Origin of the sequence: Lysinibacillus sp. KCTC 33748 (assembly GCF_002237755.1) — a bacterium.
Taxonomy (GTDB): Bacteria; Bacillota; Bacilli; order Bacillales_A; family Planococcaceae; genus Lysinibacillus.
Genome location: NZ_MWSJ01000010.1, coordinates 124142 through 139667 on the forward strand (window position 1 = coordinate 124142; position 15526 = coordinate 139667).

Sequence of the window (15526 nt, forward strand, 5' to 3'; positions counted from 1 at the left end):
AATTATGCATAAATTAACCTTTACTCCTGCGAGTTATACAGGCTGGGGTTGCTTGAATCAGCTACTACCGGAAGTAGAAAAATTGAAAGTAAATAATATTTTAATCATCACAGATCCATTTTTAAAAGAGTTAGGTTTAACAGACCATCTTGAAAAGCCTTTACTTGAAAATGGCTACGCTACAACTATTTATACCGATATTGCCCCTGAGCCACCGCTCGCAATTGGTGAAAAACTAGTTGAATTTACAAGAAAGCATCATTTTGATTTAGTGATTGGTTTAGGGGGAGGAAGTGCATTAGACTTAGCGAAACTTGCTGCGGTTTTAGCAACACATGATGGGAAAGTGGCAGATTATTTAAATTTAACGGGAACAAAAAATCTTGAAAATAACGGATTACCTAAAATTTTAATTCCAACTACATCTGGAACAGGCTCAGAAGTGACAAATATTTCAGTACTGTCACTTGAAACGACGAAGGATGTTGTGACACATGATTACTTATTAGCAGATGTCGCTATCGTAGATCCTGCGTTAACAATTTCCTTACCACCAAAAGTGACTGCTGCTACAGGTGTAGATGCTTTAACACATGCAATTGAGGCCTATGTTTCTGTAAATGCAAACGAAGTAACTGATGCACTTGCACTACAAGCTATTAAATTGATTAGTGGCTCTATCCGAACTGCTGTGCATGACGGTCAAAATAAGCAGGCACGCTCGGATATGAGTTATGGTAGTTATTTGGCGGGATTAGCCTTTTTCAATGCTGGTGTTGCAGGAGTACATGCATTAGCTTATCCTCTTGGTGGACAATTCCATATTGCTCATGGAGATTCCAACGCAGTATTATTACCTTATGTCATGGGCTATATTCGCCAAAGTTGTGAAAAACGAATGAAAGATATTTTAGATGCAATGGGTATTTCATCTGCGTATTTATCGCAAGAAGAGGCTTCTTATAAATGTGTAGATGCATTGAAGCAACTTGTGCATGATGTTAATATTCCGTCAACATTAAAGGGATTTAATATACCTGAAATAGCACTGGAACAACTAACGGATGATGCGACAAAGCAAACAAGAATTCTAGCACGTAGTCCGATGCCACTTAAGCGAGCAGACATCTATACTATTTATCGTGCTGCATTTGATGGAGAAGTTCGAGAACCTCAGCCATTATAAAAGAAAAGAGAAACGTTGAATGCCGGCGTTTCTCTTTTCTTTCTACATGTTTTTTGTAGTGAAAGCATTGTGGTACAAGAAGCTGCTTATCGAAGACTAAAAATATGGAATCTTAATAGATGGAACTCAAAAAAATGATTTTCCACTGAAATAAACAAAAAAGAATCTGCTCATACAGATTCTTTTTTGTTTAAAATTATATTTTATGCTTCAGCATCAGGTGAAAATGAACGTGTCGCTAATTCTGCGTCAAGCATAAAGATTGCGTTGGAGTCATTTTCTATGCGTTCGATTTTACGGATTAACGTGTCAAACGTTGATTCTTCCTCTACTTGCTCGTCAATGAACCATTTTAAGAAAGCCATAGTCGCGTGCTCGCGTTCATCTAAAGCGATATCCGATAAATGATAAATACGGCGCGTTACTTCTTTCTCATGGGAAAGGCCAGTTTTGAAGGCATGTAAAATAGACTCGAAATGATTATCTGGACTATCGAAGCCATGGATTGTTGCACGGTAGCCCATATCACTTAGGAAATTATAAAATTTCATCGCATGGAAACGTTCTTCTTCAGCCTGTACTAAAAAGAAGTTGGCAAAGCCATCGTAATCTTGATCTGTGCAATATGCCGCCATCGCCATATAAGCATGCGCAGAGTAGAATTCAAAATTCATTTGATCGTTTAGTGCTATGTGTAGTTTTTCAGATAACATAAATATTTTCCTCCCTTTACAGTAAATATTTACTGCTTCTCCTATAGTATACAGCGAAGAATGGTAGTATGGCAAAGCTTAATTGATTTTTATTCTCAATTAGGGGGGTTAATCAAATTCATTCTTTAAACGCCAAATGACTTCTAAAAGATTGACAAATAAATTAATGAAATCTAAGTATAGATTTAAAGCCATACCAACGACTTCAGCATCTGAAACGTGATTATGTCGAATTTTATTAAAGTCATAAACCGTATAGAGACTAAAAAGTAGTACAGTAATTCCCGCAATAATCAATCCGACTATGTTGCTAACAGGGATAAACATAAAGACTAGTGAAAATATAATTACAACGATTAACACAGTGAATAAATAGCTTCCCCAATTAGAAATATCTTTATTCATCATCATACCGATCAGTGCTAGCACAATGAAAATAGCAACTGTCGCTACGAAGACAAGTAAAACAAGCTGTTGTCCTAGCTCCGCAATGTAAAATTGTGTTGACCAAAATAGTAAAATTCCCATTAAAAAGGGGATTGCATACATAATGGAATTAGCCAGCTTCAGACTTCGCACAAAGCAGGCGATGATAAGAAGTATAAGAGTAATAATGGATAGCGGCATGACAACCGCTGGTGGTAATAATGTTGCTATGTACATTCCGACAACCGTCAACACCCACATAAAAGCAAAGTGTTTTAAAATTTTGTTTAAGTTTTGATTTTTAGCATACGCCATATAGAATATAATCCTTTCTTTTTTAAAATAACTTTTATATAGTAACATACGTTTCAATTTAGAAAAAGATTCAATTATAAAAAATTTGTATTATTAACATAATGTGGGTTCGAATTCCCTTGACTAGATGCCGAGTTATCCTCGGTTTGGTCATACAAAAAACCTGGTCTTCGCTAGGACCAGGTAATGTTTTTTCGGATTACTCAACATTTTTTCTTTGGTTTTTCACACCAACTAAATAACCACCAAGGGCAATTCCAATTAAGACAATCCAGAAAATAGCCTTCCATATCGTTGAATGTGGGAATTCATGTGGGATTATGCCTAATTTTTCGTGTGCTAATGTTAAAACAGCTAGCTTTACACCAACCCAACCAACGATTAAGAAGGCAGCTGTTTCAAGTGATGGGAATTTATCGAGAACTTTTACGAACCAACGAGCAGCAAAACGCATCATAACAACACCGATAAGACCTCCTAGGAACATCACTGAGAATTGACCTGCATTAATGCCGCCAACATCAAAATTTCCAATATGAGGTAGTGTCACTGCGATGGCAACAGCTGCTAAAATTGAATCTACAGCAAAGGCAATATCGGCTAGTTCTACTTTGATGACGGTCATCCAGAAGCCAGATTGCTTTTTAGTCTCATGAATTTCTTCGGGATTTTCTGCCGCCTTCCGCGAATCATAAATATGCTTCCCAGACATGATTAATAAGTATGCAGCACCAAGAGCTTGAATTTGCCAGAAATTAACGAGCGTAGTAATAAGAAATAATGCAGCAAAGCGGAAAACAAATGCGCCCACTAAACCATATAACAGTGCTTTCTGCTGTTGTGCCTTTGGTAAATGCTTAACCATAACGGCCATAACAACTGCATTATCGGCAGCTAATAAACCTTCTAGAACAATTAATACGACGAGTACCCAAGCGTATTCTAATAAAATTGCCTCCAAATTTATTTCCTCCTTTATACTTAGAACAGAAATGAACATACTGCTTTTAACTTAGTCTTTGCTATTTAGGCAAAATAAAAAGACCCCTGCCTAAAAATAGGCAAAGGTCTTGCTAAGCGATAACTGTTATACAGAAAATATCTTGTTCGCCAAGATATGCCTTCACACCCGATGGTAAATAACCATGTAATGACGAATGTGAAATCAGATGCTCGTTCACATCTGCTAGCTACTCCCCTTTGACAAAATTGTCAAAAGCTATTCAATTCTTTATACATGGATTATAACATGCTGGTTGTCGATTGCAAATAAAAATGTGAGGCTATGTTAAAAAAATTTGACGATTGATCTCAGGGCAAGACTATTTGAGCTATTCTACAGGTATACTATTCAAATAATTTTTTGAGCATTGTAAAGAAACAAACTAAGAAAATAGGCAGGATATTCAAAAAGGCATAGATAAACAAAAGTGGAATTTTAAATGCCATTTGTAAAACGTATTCCTTATATAAGTTAATAGTGGTAGAGGCTGGTCAACCTCTTGGGGAATAGCGTCACAGATGCTACCCTTGAAATATGAGAATGAATAAATTTCTATTCAGATTTAATCGATAAATTAAAATATCCTCTCAAATAGGTAGTGACCCCTTTGTGGGATATTTTAATTTTAATGATTTATTGTTCGAGTAAATGTTTTACGACCGGATTTTAATTGGTTAATGTTTATATCTAATTTACTAATAGAACTAGGTGTTAATGGAATCTTCCCATCCTTCTCAAGCTTTTTCCATACTTTCACATTTTTTCGATATAGATGTTCAGAAAGGCGATAAATATCAATATCTTTTGCAAGTGCTTCGTTATATGTTGTTCTAATTTCTTTTTTCACTTCTTTTATTAATTTTTTTCTTATTTCTTCTTCTGAAACATTAGTTTTGAAACCGTTTATCCTTGCATTTAATGTTATCTCTACATCAAAAGTTACTTGATCCTTTTTAACAATGGGTTTGATATCTACCTTGATTTTTTCCAATGTTGTCGTTAAATAATCATTTTCATCTAACTTAAAGGTTGTTTCACCTCTTTGCGTTCTATCATGCATCCATTGCGTTCCTCTAGCATCATCATTCTTAATAAAGCCTTTAAATCCATCTTTGGAAAGTACGCCGATCCCTATAAAGGCAGTTTCCTGTTCTTGACGATTCGCCGTTCCCCAGTTTTTGTTAATGGTTACATAAGGGATGCCAATCTCGTAGTTCGGTTCATTTAAGCCAATAACTAGATTTCGGAGATTAATGGGTTTGACGAATGTTTCTTTATCTTCTGTATTTAAAGGATTACTAAGCTTTGACGTTGTAAGCGGCTTATTCAAAACTGGCGTTACTAGAAGAATGTCTTTAATAGGGTCTTGTGTACAATAGGTCCATATTTGATACCTTGTTTCCCTATATCTCAACACACTGTCTATAATGGGGACAGTATTTTTATCTTTCATTGCTTCTTCAGAGAAAATAATGTAGGTCATATGCCCCCAAAATATGTTTTGGTCGATGGAACGAAATAATTTAAAGAGTGCTTCTTCCAACGTTTTTCCCTTAGATTGTCCAACCTCAGCTGGTGCCACCTGAGGGTTAGGATATTCGGTTTTTGCAACATCGGTGAAATTAATTAATTGCAAGTAGATTTCGTACTGACCATCTTTATAATCGATACCAAGTCCATCAACATAATACATTTTTTGAGGTTCGGTAGCATCCCAACACCCCGAAAGAAGTAGTGAAGTAGCTAAGCTTGATAGTAAAATAATTTTTATCTTCATTGCTTCTTCTTCTTACTCATAGAAGTACGAGTGTTATCTTGGGGTGCAAGTTCTTTATTACGTTCAGTGTAACCTTTTGGTGATAAGCGGAATATCGATTTTTTAATAGTCATCCAATTTAAATCTGTTGCAAGATTCATGTAAGAGTAACCATAGATCCGGATGTTACATAAGTAAAGCAGTGTAAAGTATAGTGAGATGAAAAATCCAAATAAACCAAAAAAAGCACTGGCAAGAATGAATGTAATGCGCAATAAACTGATGGTTGTGACAAGGGATTGATTCACAAGAGTAAATGATGCAATTGTAGAAATCGCAATAACTACAATCATTTCTGGACTTGTTACACCTGCGCGAATGGCCGCATCACCAATAATTAAACCGCCAACAACGCTTATCGTTCCTCCAATAACGGAAGGCAGACGTAAGCCAGCTTCTCGAAACAATTCAAACATTAGTAGCATTATTAGCATCTCCAGAGAGGAGGGGAGAGGTAAACCTGTTTTTGCTTGGACAACTGTTGCTAAAAGTTGGAATGGTAGCTGATTCTGGTGATAGGTCGTCAGTGAGAGCCAAAATGCAGGCAATAGCAACCCAATTAAAATGCCAAGGATCCTCAAAAGTCGTTCTATAGAACTGAAAATGATAGGATATTCATTATCTTCAGCGGATTTTAATAATAAAAATAAATTGACCGGTGTGATCATGGCATAAGCTACTCCGTCGACGAACATGAGAAAACGTCCTCTAATTAGCGCTTGAATAGCATAATCGGGTCGTCCGGTGTAATCGAATTTTGGGAAGAGCTTAGAGTTTTTATTAATTCTCTCCATTAAAACGTCCCCGCTAAAGACAATATCTGTATCGACTGCAGCAAGTTGTTTTTTTATTCCGTGTAAAATATCCATATCGACAATATCGTCAAAATAAAGAATAGCAACGGTTGTTTTTGAACGTTTTCCTAACTCCACTTTCTCAACACAAAATGAATTCGTAGGTAAACGTTTTCGCAATAGTGCAATGTTGACGCGAATATCTTCAATAAAGTTATCCCTAGGCCCCTTAACGAGGACTTCCATCCTAGTTTCTTCAGGATTTCGATTAGGCTTTTTAGCGATATTACTAGCATATAAAAGTCCGTCTTCTTCAAAATAAAGCAGTAGGAAACCAGTATAGACAAAGGTAATGGCTTCTTCTTTATCTTTGACCTTTTGGAGAGTCGGGATGTGAAGCTGATTTGTAATATTTTCTTCAAAGGAAGGTTCATCTAAATGATCATAAAGAAATTGAATACGCCGAATAATGACTTCGTTGAGCATTTGCTGGTCTATCATCGCATCACAGGTAATGAAATGAACCTTTTTTTGATTAAAAACATACTCCTGAAATTGGATATCTGCTGATTTTTGAAATAGTTTTTTTAAAGTGTTTAGGTCGATCGCCTTCTCCTGCTGAGGCATTATGATTCACCACTTTCCATGTCTTGTTTTTCAGATTTCCCCTTTTTGGAAGATTTACCTGAAAAGAAAGCTACTAGTAAGAAAAAAATTGTCAAAAGAAAAAAGAAAACAAAAGTAACTGTTAATATATAGTTCCCTTTCACCTTCAAAAATATGTTTTCATTTAAAATAATTAGCGGCAGACATAGAAGAAAGAAGGGTGGAGCGATCATTCTCCATATTTGCTTTGGATCACCAGTCATTTTGAACAAATCTGCTATCACATATAAGAGGAAGCTAACTCGTATAAATGTACCTGTTAGCCATTGGTAAATTGAGAAAAAGTCAAGATGCTCAATATAGCGACCAATCGATACTAATCCCCATTCCTCGTAGGCAGGATATCTTTGCTTTGCAGCTTCGGTTGGACCAAATTCTGCAATTGCGCCCATGAGTGGTCCTAGCGTAAGCCCCATTAATATGAAAAGCATAATGCCAAAATGATACCAACGAATGCGATCTTTAAATTGATGCTGTAAAAATAAAAGTATTATTAATTCAATAAATCCTGATGCAGGATAAACCATCCCTTTTATAACAGGTTGGAAGCCATGCTCGAAAAAAGGACGTAGTAGCTCGTAGTCTTTTACCTGTATATTTGTAAATGCTACAAAAAAACCAAAGACTATTACGCCAAATAAGACAAAGACATTTAAAATAACGATGGTTTGTAAACTTGTTGTAACGAGAAAAATACAAAGAACTGTATAAATGAGTAATAATATAGTGGCCGGTGTTTGAGGTAAAAATGTTGTGTTTACCCATTGCAATGTTTCAACCATCGTAAAGGCAGCGAGAATGAATAAAAATATAGCTATAATATATATGACAATTGTAGAGCCAGTTTTTCCAATTTTCCCATCTAACCAGTCCCGAATAGGCTCCTGATTCGTCTTTTTTTGAATATAAACTAACAAAAATAGCCAGAAGAATAGAATTACTGCAGCCATTATGACAGATACCCAACCATCTCTCCCTACAACATCTAGTAGCGGGGGAATAATGGTCACGTGATTTTTTAAGCCAATAACAGTCATAGATAAGAAAATAACATGTAAAATACTAATTGATCCTACACCTTTCATATGAAAACCCTCTAACGTTAATTGATACACTTTAGCTTAGACAAAAAGTGAGAGGATTATAAGTATGAACAACTACTTGTAAAAGAAGAATTTAAATCCGTATTCCATCACATTCATGAAAAATTTATCACCGAAAAAAGCGAGTTATTTGACGAATGAAATGTCAAATAACTCGCTTTTGGGAAATATATTTTCGAATCATAATGGCATGTTGTAAATATCTGATTGGGAAAGACGAATAATCCGCAGGGGATAAAGAAAACCCCTACGGATTATAGTTTTACATTACAAATGATTAATGAATATACATAGAGCTTACAAGGTCATTTTTCAAGACATCTGTTGGGATTTCAAATTCCACGACACCCATATACCCAGGAGCAACTTCGTATTTATCGAAGGAGATAACAAGCTTACCTTCATTGGAAATATAGAATTGTTGATCAGCTTTAACAGCTGTAAATTCATCTGAAACTTCTTCATCAGGAAGACCTGCTCCTTTTAACCAGTACACCTTTTCTTGGTTCGATGCAGCAGCTTGTTCGCGCATTTGTTCCTTAATGTTTTCACTGATCGTTTTAAGATAAGTATCATCTTTAAATAGCATCGGTAATGTAATTAAAATATCATTTTTTTTATCAATTGTGTCGTAGTGCATTACTGTAGAAGAAGATCCAACAGTATTGACGATATAACGACCAATCGATAAGATCTGATCATTATCTGTTTTCACTTCGTAGCCACTATCTACGCCCAAATGACCGCCACCTTTAGCTTTTAAATCACCTACTTCGGCAATAAAGTCATCATAAAGAGCTTTTCCTTCTGAACGGTATTTTTCATTTAAAGTAGTAGCAAGATCTTTATTGTCTAAGTTTTCGATAGAAGGTACTTTTATGTCAGCATCATATGAGTCATCTGCTACTTTATATTCAGTCCATGTTAAGACTTTTACGACACTACCAACAACAGGAATATCTGATAGTGTTCGTGCCATTGCAGGACTGACATTTAAACCAGCTGTAAAAAGCATTGCAGCTGCCGCAGATCCTAGCAACCATTGTGGAGCTCGTTTTTTTCTTTTCTTTTTACCTTGTTTTAATGCGTTTTCAACCACAAAGTCAAGCTCCTTTGGAATAGATACCTCATTATATTGTTTTTCTAATTCTTTTATTTTTTCATCCATGTGCTGTTTCTCCCTTCACATCTTCTAATTGTATTTTCAATAGCTTTAGCGCTTTATAAAGACGTGATTTAGCGGTACTCAGCTTAATGTTAAGGATATTTGCAACATCAGCGAGCTTTAAGTCTTCAAAATAGTGTAAAATGACAACTTCACGATACATAATTGGTAATTCATCTAACGCATGCTCTAAATCAACGTTTTCGTAAATATCCTCTTGTGCAGGAGTTAAATATTGCAATGTATCATCGTCTGTCACGTGTAAGCGTTTATGCTTACGTAAAAAATCTATGGATGTACGTACGACGATTTTATAAAACCAGCTTTTCATATACTCGACATTTTCTAGTCGATCTAGAGAAAGCATTGCTTTTTGAATACTGTCTTGTACAACATCAAGTGCGTCCTGTTCATTTTTCGTATAGCTATACGCGAGCAAATAAAAACGCTCTTTCTGTTCACGAATTAACTGGACAAACACCTCTTCATGTTGAAATGCATTTCTTGTTTTCATGTCCAAAGAAGCTCCTTTTTAACATTTTCAAATTGTATACAACTAATAGACGTATGAAAGGGGAAAAAAAGTTGATAGCATAAAAAACTTATCTTTTTCTATTAATTTCAAAGATAAGTCATTGGCACCTGGTAATTTACCCCATATTAACTTCTGTGATAATCATCAGCGGGGATGAAGAAATCCTCCACTTGTAAAGTTACGCTTTTCTGTACATTTTATTGTGATGAAAAAGCATAGCAAATTATAAACCTTTTACAATTGCTTAGAAAGGGGAAAAAGTAAATTGGTCACAATTACAAATAAAATTGCCCGGGGGAGGATCTAAATAACTGGCATTGCAATCGAAGAAAATATCCTAAAATAGTATCGAACTGAGAAAGTGTCAACGGACCTTTTTCTACATGAACTATCCCATACATATAGTAGATTGAAAAAACAAGCAAGTAAGCTATACTTCTTTTAATCAGATTTGAAGAGGAGGAATGCTTATTGAAACGGGGAGTGGAAAACACAATTAAATGGCGCCGTTCTTTGAAATAGAGCAGCACCATCTTGGCTCTGGAAAAGATAATTTTTTCGCAATTATAAAAGCAGAAAGGAGCATTAGGTATGAAAAAGTCAAGCGACGCTAAAGATTTAATAGATAGTTTAATTCCATTGGGAATGATTTTTGGAAGTGCTCTCAGTGTGGTTTTTGGCATGTTTTTCAAACCAAACTTTCTAGTATTTACAATTGTTATAGGGGCTGGAATAGGCTATTTATTTGGAGTTATTGCTTACGGAATTTTTAGGAAGCAAGAATAATTATAGACGGGGAAGTTTGGATAACAAAATTATTTTAGAAGCATGCAGTATTTTTAGCATGCTTCTATTTAGTCGATATATTGATAAGTCGAATACAAAATATCTTTAATGAAGATTAACACAGTTGAGTGGAACTCAGTCTAAGAAAACAATGTCCTGTGGTAACGACTGAATGACCAAAATCATGCCGGGCATCATAATGGATCTACATTAATAAATTTGTAGATATAATGAATCAATCATGAAAAATAGTCATATGTATTTTTCAAAAGTAATAAAATTGTCACAACGATAAATAAATTACGTACATACCCGCTGCCACGTTTAATGGCAAATTTAGAACCAACTATTGCCCCAGCAATTTGTGCAAGTCCCATAGGTAAACCATAGGCATAATTTATTTGCCCTAAGTATATAAACATAAGAAGGGCTGCGATATTACTTCCGAAATTTAAAAATTTAGCATTCCCTGCCGATTTTAAAAAGTCGAAGCCAACTATTAAAAAGGCAAACAGTAGAAATGAGCCTGTCCCCGGACCTAAAAAGCCATCATAGAAGCCGATTAATGTAATAATCGCCACAAAAAATGCGTAACGTTTAGGTGTTAATTTTTTATAGGTAGAAATGCTACCCCAGTCTTTCTTGAAAATAGTATAAATAGCCACAGATGCTAGCAAGACAAGCATAAGTGGTTTTAGAACACTAGGATCCATAAGATGGACAATCCATGCACCGATCATAGAGCCTATAAAAACAAAAGGGAACAGTTTGTAAACGGCTTTAATATCCAATTTACCAGAGCGATAAAAAGTTATGGTGCTTGTTAATGACCCCATAGTGCCTGCTAATTTGTTCGTAGCCACGGCTGCAGATGGTGGAAGACCCACAAACATAAGAGCTGGTAAAGAAATAAGCCCGCCGCCTCCTACTACAGAATCGATAAATGCGGCTAGAAAGCCAAATAGAATAAGGATGAGTAAAATGTTTACATCTAAATCAAAAGGCACAGCAGTTCATCTCTTTTCTATAATAATAATTTGATAGTAGCGAAATGAAAAGTAACTGTAAATAGCTTCAATGATTTTTTTCTGTTAATTTCGAGGATTTGATCTGTTTTGATATTTTTAAATTCTATAAAAAGCTAAAATATTCTACTTTATGTATGTATTTTAATGTATTATGTAGGGGATAGTGTTTTTTGCGTAAAGGGGACGTGATGACATTTGAGTTTAGGAAATCATGTAAGAGTATTTGTTTGTGTTGTATGTATGGGGCTACTTGTCGGATGTGTGTATAATGCTAAAAAAGATATAACTGATCATGAGTTTATCGATACTGTAAAAGAAGGGTATTTAGGGGATTTTTCAGATGTATCTGTTCGTAATGCATTTAATTACGCATTTTTTGAACCATATTGGCGATATTACCAAGCAAAAACTGGTGAGCATGTTGTCGAATTATCAGGTGATATTACATTGGAAAATGAAAAAGGACATGCTATTTTACAGTTCGTAGTGGATGAACAAACAAATCAATTTTCTATTTATGCAATGAAATTTAATGATGTTGTGTTGAGTCCCGAACAAAAACGGTTCCTTATTGGCATGGTTTATGACACATGGCATGCAAAGCGGCTTGCCTATGAGTAAGGTCTTTTACTTTGTATAAAAAGCTACCTATATTACAGTAGAGAGGAGTGCTTAGACAGAGAGGGTGTTTTCAATGAGATTAAGTATATTAGATCAAATGCCTATACCAAAAGGTCATACTGCTGAGGAGGCCTTTCAGCGTACAGAACAAATTGCGCTTTTAGGTGAAGAGCTTGGCTATCATCGAATGTGGCTAGCTGAGCACCATAATAGCCATTCACTGGCAAGTTCAGCTCCAGAGGTTACAGCTGCTTACCTAGCCGCGAAAACAAAACGTCTTCGTATTGGTACTGGAGGCGTAATGATGATGCATTATTCTCCATATAAGCTGGCAGAGGTCTTCAAAACATTAAGTGGCTTAGCACCGAATCGTATTGATTTAGGCGTCGGCAGAGCCCCTGGTGGTGACCATGCCTCTATATATGCACTAGCAGAGGGACGAAGACAACGATTTACAGAGCAATACGATAAGCTCGAGATCATTTTAAAGCTGATGAATAATCAAAAAACAGGGGAAGATGTCTATGATCAAGTAATTGCGGCACCAGTGAATATCCAATTGCCTGAAGCTTGGTTACTTGGGTCAAGTGGTCAAAGCGCTATGCAGGCAGGTCGATTTGGTGTAGGTTATTCATATGCACAATTTTTCACTGGCAATATGTCAAAGGATATATTTGATACGTATAGAGATTACTTTATACCTTCCTATTATATGGAGAAGCCACAAATTATCGTTACTTATGCTGCGACGGTTGCAGATACGTTAGAGGAAGCGGAATATTTGGCGAAACCGATTGATATTACACGTCTTCATCTCATGAAGGGTCAAATTATTCAAGCGATGTCACCCGAGGAAGCAAAGGATTACCCACTTACGGAGTTGGATAAAATGACAATCGCCAATAATCGAAAAGCCAATCTGGTCGGAACACCGAAGGAAGTCGCTGAATTTTTAGTAGCAGAGCAAGAGCAATATGGATTTGACGAAGTGATGCTAAACTGCAACCAATACGCACTAGAAAGTCGCTTAAATACTTTTAAGTTAATGGCAAAGGAGTTAATAAGAACACCTTAGCTTTAGTATTATATTTGAATCTACTTATCAACAAGTGTAGCTCCGAAATTACTAGGGAATAAATTCTATGAATTTACGTAAAAAGAAGTACTGCAAATAATCAAGACACCTTGTATATATGGATTAAAAAGAAGTCATGTTCAAGTAAATGAACATGGCTTTTTTAATTAAACTTGTATGTAACGATGAAAGCGAAAACTTACGCGCAGCATTTAATACATGGGAATCAATTTTATTTATGAAACTGAGGTTTATGAACTATCATTTTACTCTTTTGATAACTATAGACGTCACAGACTATTAGGAATTGAAACTATGGTTTGAAGCCATTGAGACAATTTTAAATTCATAAGTGGAGAGCAAAATTGAAAGCTGAGGACAAATATAATTTATTCAAAGATAAGATTACTAAAGGAAAGTGTATATTTATAGTAGTAAACATATAAGAGAAAAAGATATTGTTAATGAAGTGTTTAAAATAGGTATTAGGTTAATGAATAGAGAAGAAGCAAATAAATTAATAAATAATATTAAAGTGATTGATACAGAAGGAACTTTTGAAATACAATATAAATTTTAGGGAAAAGAAGATAATATAGACTAGCACTTTAAAATCTCCTTTATCTATGAGAAAATCATAGGATAGAAAGGGAGATTTTTTTTTATGAAAACACTAGAGAAACCATATGATGAATGGGAAAGCTATCATGATATTGATAAGCATGGAAAACTAACTTTATCAAATATTGAATTTACAACAACTAATCTTTGTAATATGCGTTGCGCTCATTGTGCAGTAGGTTATACATTGCAAACAAAAGAAGATGAAGCTATTCCTACATCAGAGTTGATAAAACATTTAGATACTGTAGAAACACTTAGAGTAATGAGTTTTACAGGTGGAGAACCTTTATTAACAAAACGTGGGATAAGAAACAATTTACTTCCACTTCTTAAATATGCAAAAAGTAGAGGAATTAAAACTCAAATAAATTCTAATTTAACTTTGCCTATGGAGCATTATGAAATGGTTGCACCATACTTAGATGTTATACACATTTCACATAATTGGTGTGATGAAAAAGAATTTGTTGAAACAGGTTTCGCGATAATGGAAAGAAAACCAACAGTTCAACAAAGAGCAGAACTATATAGAAATATTTTTGATAATGCTAGAGAACTTTCAAAGGGTGGCATGTTTGTATCCGCAGAAACAATGTTAAATCGCAACACGGTTCCTTACATTGAAAAGATTCATAATGAGGTTGCTAATGAAATGCTTTGTAAGCGACACGAGATTCATCCTATGTATTCTAGTGATTTTGCAAGTAATTTAGAAACAATAAATCTTGATGAATATAGAGAAGTAGTGAACAATATACTTGATTTTAGAAATGAGGATATATGGGTACTATTTGGTACACTGCCATTCTATGCTTGTAGCTCTGACCAACGTGATTTAGCTTTGTTAGAAAAGATTAATAAAACACCAAATATCACAGTAAGAAATGATGTAGATGGTCGCTCTCGAATGAACTTGAATATATTCACAGGTGATATATCAGTATCAGATTTCTCAGATGATGGTTCTGCATTAGGTAATATCAAAATAGAATCATTGGAGAATATTTATAATAGATGGTTGGATACAAATATTTCTAATAGTATTAATTGTCATTGTCCTGCTGTAAAATGTTTAGGTTCTAATATAATTGTGAAAAATATGTATTATCCTGATAATGTCTTTTCAAGTGGTTCTGTCAAATAAACAAAAAATCTCCTTAACAAAAGCGTTAAGGAGATTTTTAAATTTCAATAATTTATGCTTTATTATTGAGTCAACCCAAAGAATTTTCAAGTCTTTTATTTTTTGAAGATATTGTTTAGCAGAAGCATAATGTGCCTTTTTGGAAGTAGAACTTACCTAGGCCTTTATTGATTGTGATGTAACCATTGTTGGCAAGTTTGTTTTACGTAACCTTTCGTGATTAGGCTTTATCTGCTCTCACGATAATGTCAAAAGAACCGTTAGCGTCAGGTGTTGCGCCTAATTCAGTTTTTAGTCAAATGAAGAATGGCTTTTCTTCGTTGTTTTTTAGCACACCACTTAGTCTTAAATCAGACTGAGGTGTGAAAGGAGATTGGCTTGTACTAAACTCACAAGTCATTCCTATGGGGAAGTTTGCTGTATTTGCATATAAATGAATATCTTTAACATCATATCCATATTGGTTTTTCAGTACAATCTCATGTTCAAGTGTAGTTTGACCTGCAATGATAATGCCAAAATCAAG

General features: G+C 35.0%; 15 protein-coding genes. 5 read left to right on the plus strand and 10 right to left on the minus strand.

What is annotated here, in order from left to right; translation table 11 throughout:
- Positions 1 to 4: 4 nt before the first annotated feature.
- Positions 5 to 1186 (plus strand): iron-containing alcohol dehydrogenase, encoded by a 1182-nt coding sequence (locus tag B1B04_RS14105; RefSeq protein ID WP_079562083.1) that lies wholly within the window; start codon positions 5 to 7, stop codon positions 1184 to 1186.
- Between the two features lie 203 nt (positions 1187 to 1389).
- On the opposite strand, the gene B1B04_RS14110 is transcribed toward B1B04_RS14105, so the two are convergent.
- The 8 genes from B1B04_RS14110 to B1B04_RS14145 all read right to left on the minus strand — a co-directional run bounded on the left by B1B04_RS14110 (position 1390) and on the right by B1B04_RS14145 (position 9701).
- Positions 1390 to 1899, minus strand: a complete 510-nt coding sequence (locus B1B04_RS14110) for a ferritin (protein ID WP_079562084.1) — start codon at positions 1897 to 1899, stop codon at positions 1390 to 1392.
- Between the two features lie 108 nt (positions 1900 to 2007).
- Positions 2008 to 2640 (minus strand): Bax inhibitor-1/YccA family protein, encoded by a 633-nt coding sequence (locus tag B1B04_RS14115; RefSeq protein WP_170938985.1) that lies wholly within the window; start codon positions 2638 to 2640, stop codon positions 2008 to 2010.
- Between the two features lie 199 nt (positions 2641 to 2839).
- Positions 2840 to 3601, minus strand: a complete 762-nt coding sequence (locus B1B04_RS14120; protein ID WP_079562086.1) for a TerC family protein — start codon at positions 3599 to 3601, stop codon at positions 2840 to 2842.
- 667 nt (positions 3602 to 4268) lie between these two features.
- Positions 4269 to 5420, minus strand: a complete 1152-nt coding sequence (locus B1B04_RS14125) for a Ger(x)C family spore germination protein (RefSeq protein WP_079562087.1) — start codon at positions 5418 to 5420, stop codon at positions 4269 to 4271.
- The gene (locus tag B1B04_RS14130) at positions 5417 to 6880 is read right to left on the minus strand and encodes a spore germination protein (RefSeq protein WP_079562088.1); all 1464 of its coding nucleotides are present in this window, start codon (positions 6878 to 6880) and stop codon (positions 5417 to 5419) included. Before B1B04_RS14130 ends, B1B04_RS14125 begins: the two co-directional genes overlap by 4 nt.
- Positions 6880 to 8004 carry an endospore germination permease gene (locus B1B04_RS14135; RefSeq protein ID WP_079562089.1) on the minus strand — a complete coding sequence of 375 codons (1125 nt, stop codon included), beginning with the start codon at positions 8002 to 8004 and terminating at the stop codon, positions 6880 to 6882. The genes B1B04_RS14130 and B1B04_RS14135 overlap by 1 nt, the downstream gene beginning before the upstream one ends.
- 295 nt (positions 8005 to 8299) lie before the next feature.
- Complete coding sequence (rsiV, locus tag B1B04_RS14140; RefSeq protein WP_079562090.1) at positions 8300 to 9190, minus strand: anti-sigma-V factor RsiV; 891 nt, start codon at positions 9188 to 9190, stop codon at positions 8300 to 8302.
- A complete protein-coding gene (locus tag B1B04_RS14145) occupies positions 9183 to 9701 on the minus strand; it encodes a sigma-70 family RNA polymerase sigma factor (RefSeq protein WP_079562091.1) in 519 nt (172 codons plus the stop codon). Before B1B04_RS14145 ends, rsiV begins: the two co-directional genes overlap by 8 nt.
- A gap of 612 nt (positions 9702 to 10313) precedes the next feature.
- Here B1B04_RS14145 and B1B04_RS14150 point away from each other — a divergent pair.
- Positions 10314 to 10508, plus strand: a complete 195-nt coding sequence (locus B1B04_RS14150; protein ID WP_079562092.1) for a hypothetical protein — start codon at positions 10314 to 10316, stop codon at positions 10506 to 10508.
- Positions 10509 to 10747: 239 nt separating this feature from the next.
- On the opposite strand, the gene B1B04_RS14155 is transcribed toward B1B04_RS14150, so the two are convergent.
- Positions 10748 to 11515, minus strand: a complete 768-nt coding sequence (locus B1B04_RS14155; protein WP_079562093.1) for a sulfite exporter TauE/SafE family protein — start codon at positions 11513 to 11515, stop codon at positions 10748 to 10750.
- 216 nt (positions 11516 to 11731) lie between these two features.
- Between B1B04_RS14155 and B1B04_RS14160 the strand changes: the two genes are divergently transcribed.
- The 3 genes from B1B04_RS14160 to yfkAB all read left to right on the plus strand — a co-directional run bounded on the left by B1B04_RS14160 (position 11732) and on the right by yfkAB (position 15000).
- Positions 11732 to 12157 carry a hypothetical protein gene (locus tag B1B04_RS14160; RefSeq protein ID WP_240518303.1) on the plus strand — a complete coding sequence of 142 codons (426 nt, stop codon included), beginning with the start codon at positions 11732 to 11734 and terminating at the stop codon, positions 12155 to 12157.
- A gap of 73 nt (positions 12158 to 12230) precedes the next feature.
- Entirely contained in the window at positions 12231 to 13232 is a 1002-nt protein-coding gene (locus tag B1B04_RS14165) for an LLM class flavin-dependent oxidoreductase (protein WP_079562094.1), read from the plus strand.
- Positions 13233 to 13896: 664 nt separating this feature from the next.
- Positions 13897 to 15000 (plus strand): radical SAM/CxCxxxxC motif protein YfkAB, encoded by a 1104-nt coding sequence (gene yfkAB / locus B1B04_RS14170; RefSeq protein WP_079562095.1) that lies wholly within the window; start codon positions 13897 to 13899, stop codon positions 14998 to 15000.
- A gap of 295 nt (positions 15001 to 15295) precedes the next feature.
- Here the strand turns inward: yfkAB and B1B04_RS25705 are convergent.
- Positions 15296 to 15526 (minus strand): hypothetical protein (locus B1B04_RS25705; RefSeq protein WP_170938986.1); only part of this gene is annotated, 231 nt, incomplete at its 5' end.

Excerpts from the sequence above, each read along its gene's own strand:
- B1B04_RS14105 (WP_079562083.1), top strand. The coding sequence starts at position 5 with ATGCATAAATTAACCTTTACTCCTGCGAGTTATACAGGCTGGGGTTGC.
- B1B04_RS14110 (WP_079562084.1), bottom strand. The coding sequence starts at position 1,899 with ATGTTATCTGAAAAACTACACATAGCACTAAACGATCAAATGAATTTT.
- B1B04_RS14115 (WP_170938985.1), bottom strand. The coding sequence starts at position 2,640 with ATGGCGTATGCTAAAAATCAAAACTTAAACAAAATTTTAAAACACTTT.
- B1B04_RS14125 (WP_079562087.1), bottom strand. The coding sequence starts at position 5,420 with ATGAAGATAAAAATTATTTTACTATCAAGCTTAGCTACTTCACTACTT.
- B1B04_RS14130 (WP_079562088.1), bottom strand. The coding sequence starts at position 6,880 with ATGCCTCAGCAGGAGAAGGCGATCGACCTAAACACTTTAAAAAAACTA.
- B1B04_RS14135 (WP_079562089.1), bottom strand. The coding sequence starts at position 8,004 with ATGAAAGGTGTAGGATCAATTAGTATTTTACATGTTATTTTCTTATCT.
- rsiV (WP_079562090.1), bottom strand. The coding sequence starts at position 9,190 with ATGGATGAAAAAATAAAAGAATTAGAAAAACAATATAATGAGGTATCT.
- B1B04_RS14145 (WP_079562091.1), bottom strand. The coding sequence starts at position 9,701 with ATGAAAACAAGAAATGCATTTCAACATGAAGAGGTGTTTGTCCAGTTA.
- B1B04_RS14150 (WP_079562092.1), top strand. The coding sequence starts at position 10,314 with ATGAAAAAGTCAAGCGACGCTAAAGATTTAATAGATAGTTTAATTCCA.
- B1B04_RS14165 (WP_079562094.1), top strand. The coding sequence starts at position 12,231 with ATGAGATTAAGTATATTAGATCAAATGCCTATACCAAAAGGTCATACT.
- yfkAB (WP_079562095.1), top strand. The coding sequence starts at position 13,897 with ATGAAAACACTAGAGAAACCATATGATGAATGGGAAAGCTATCATGAT.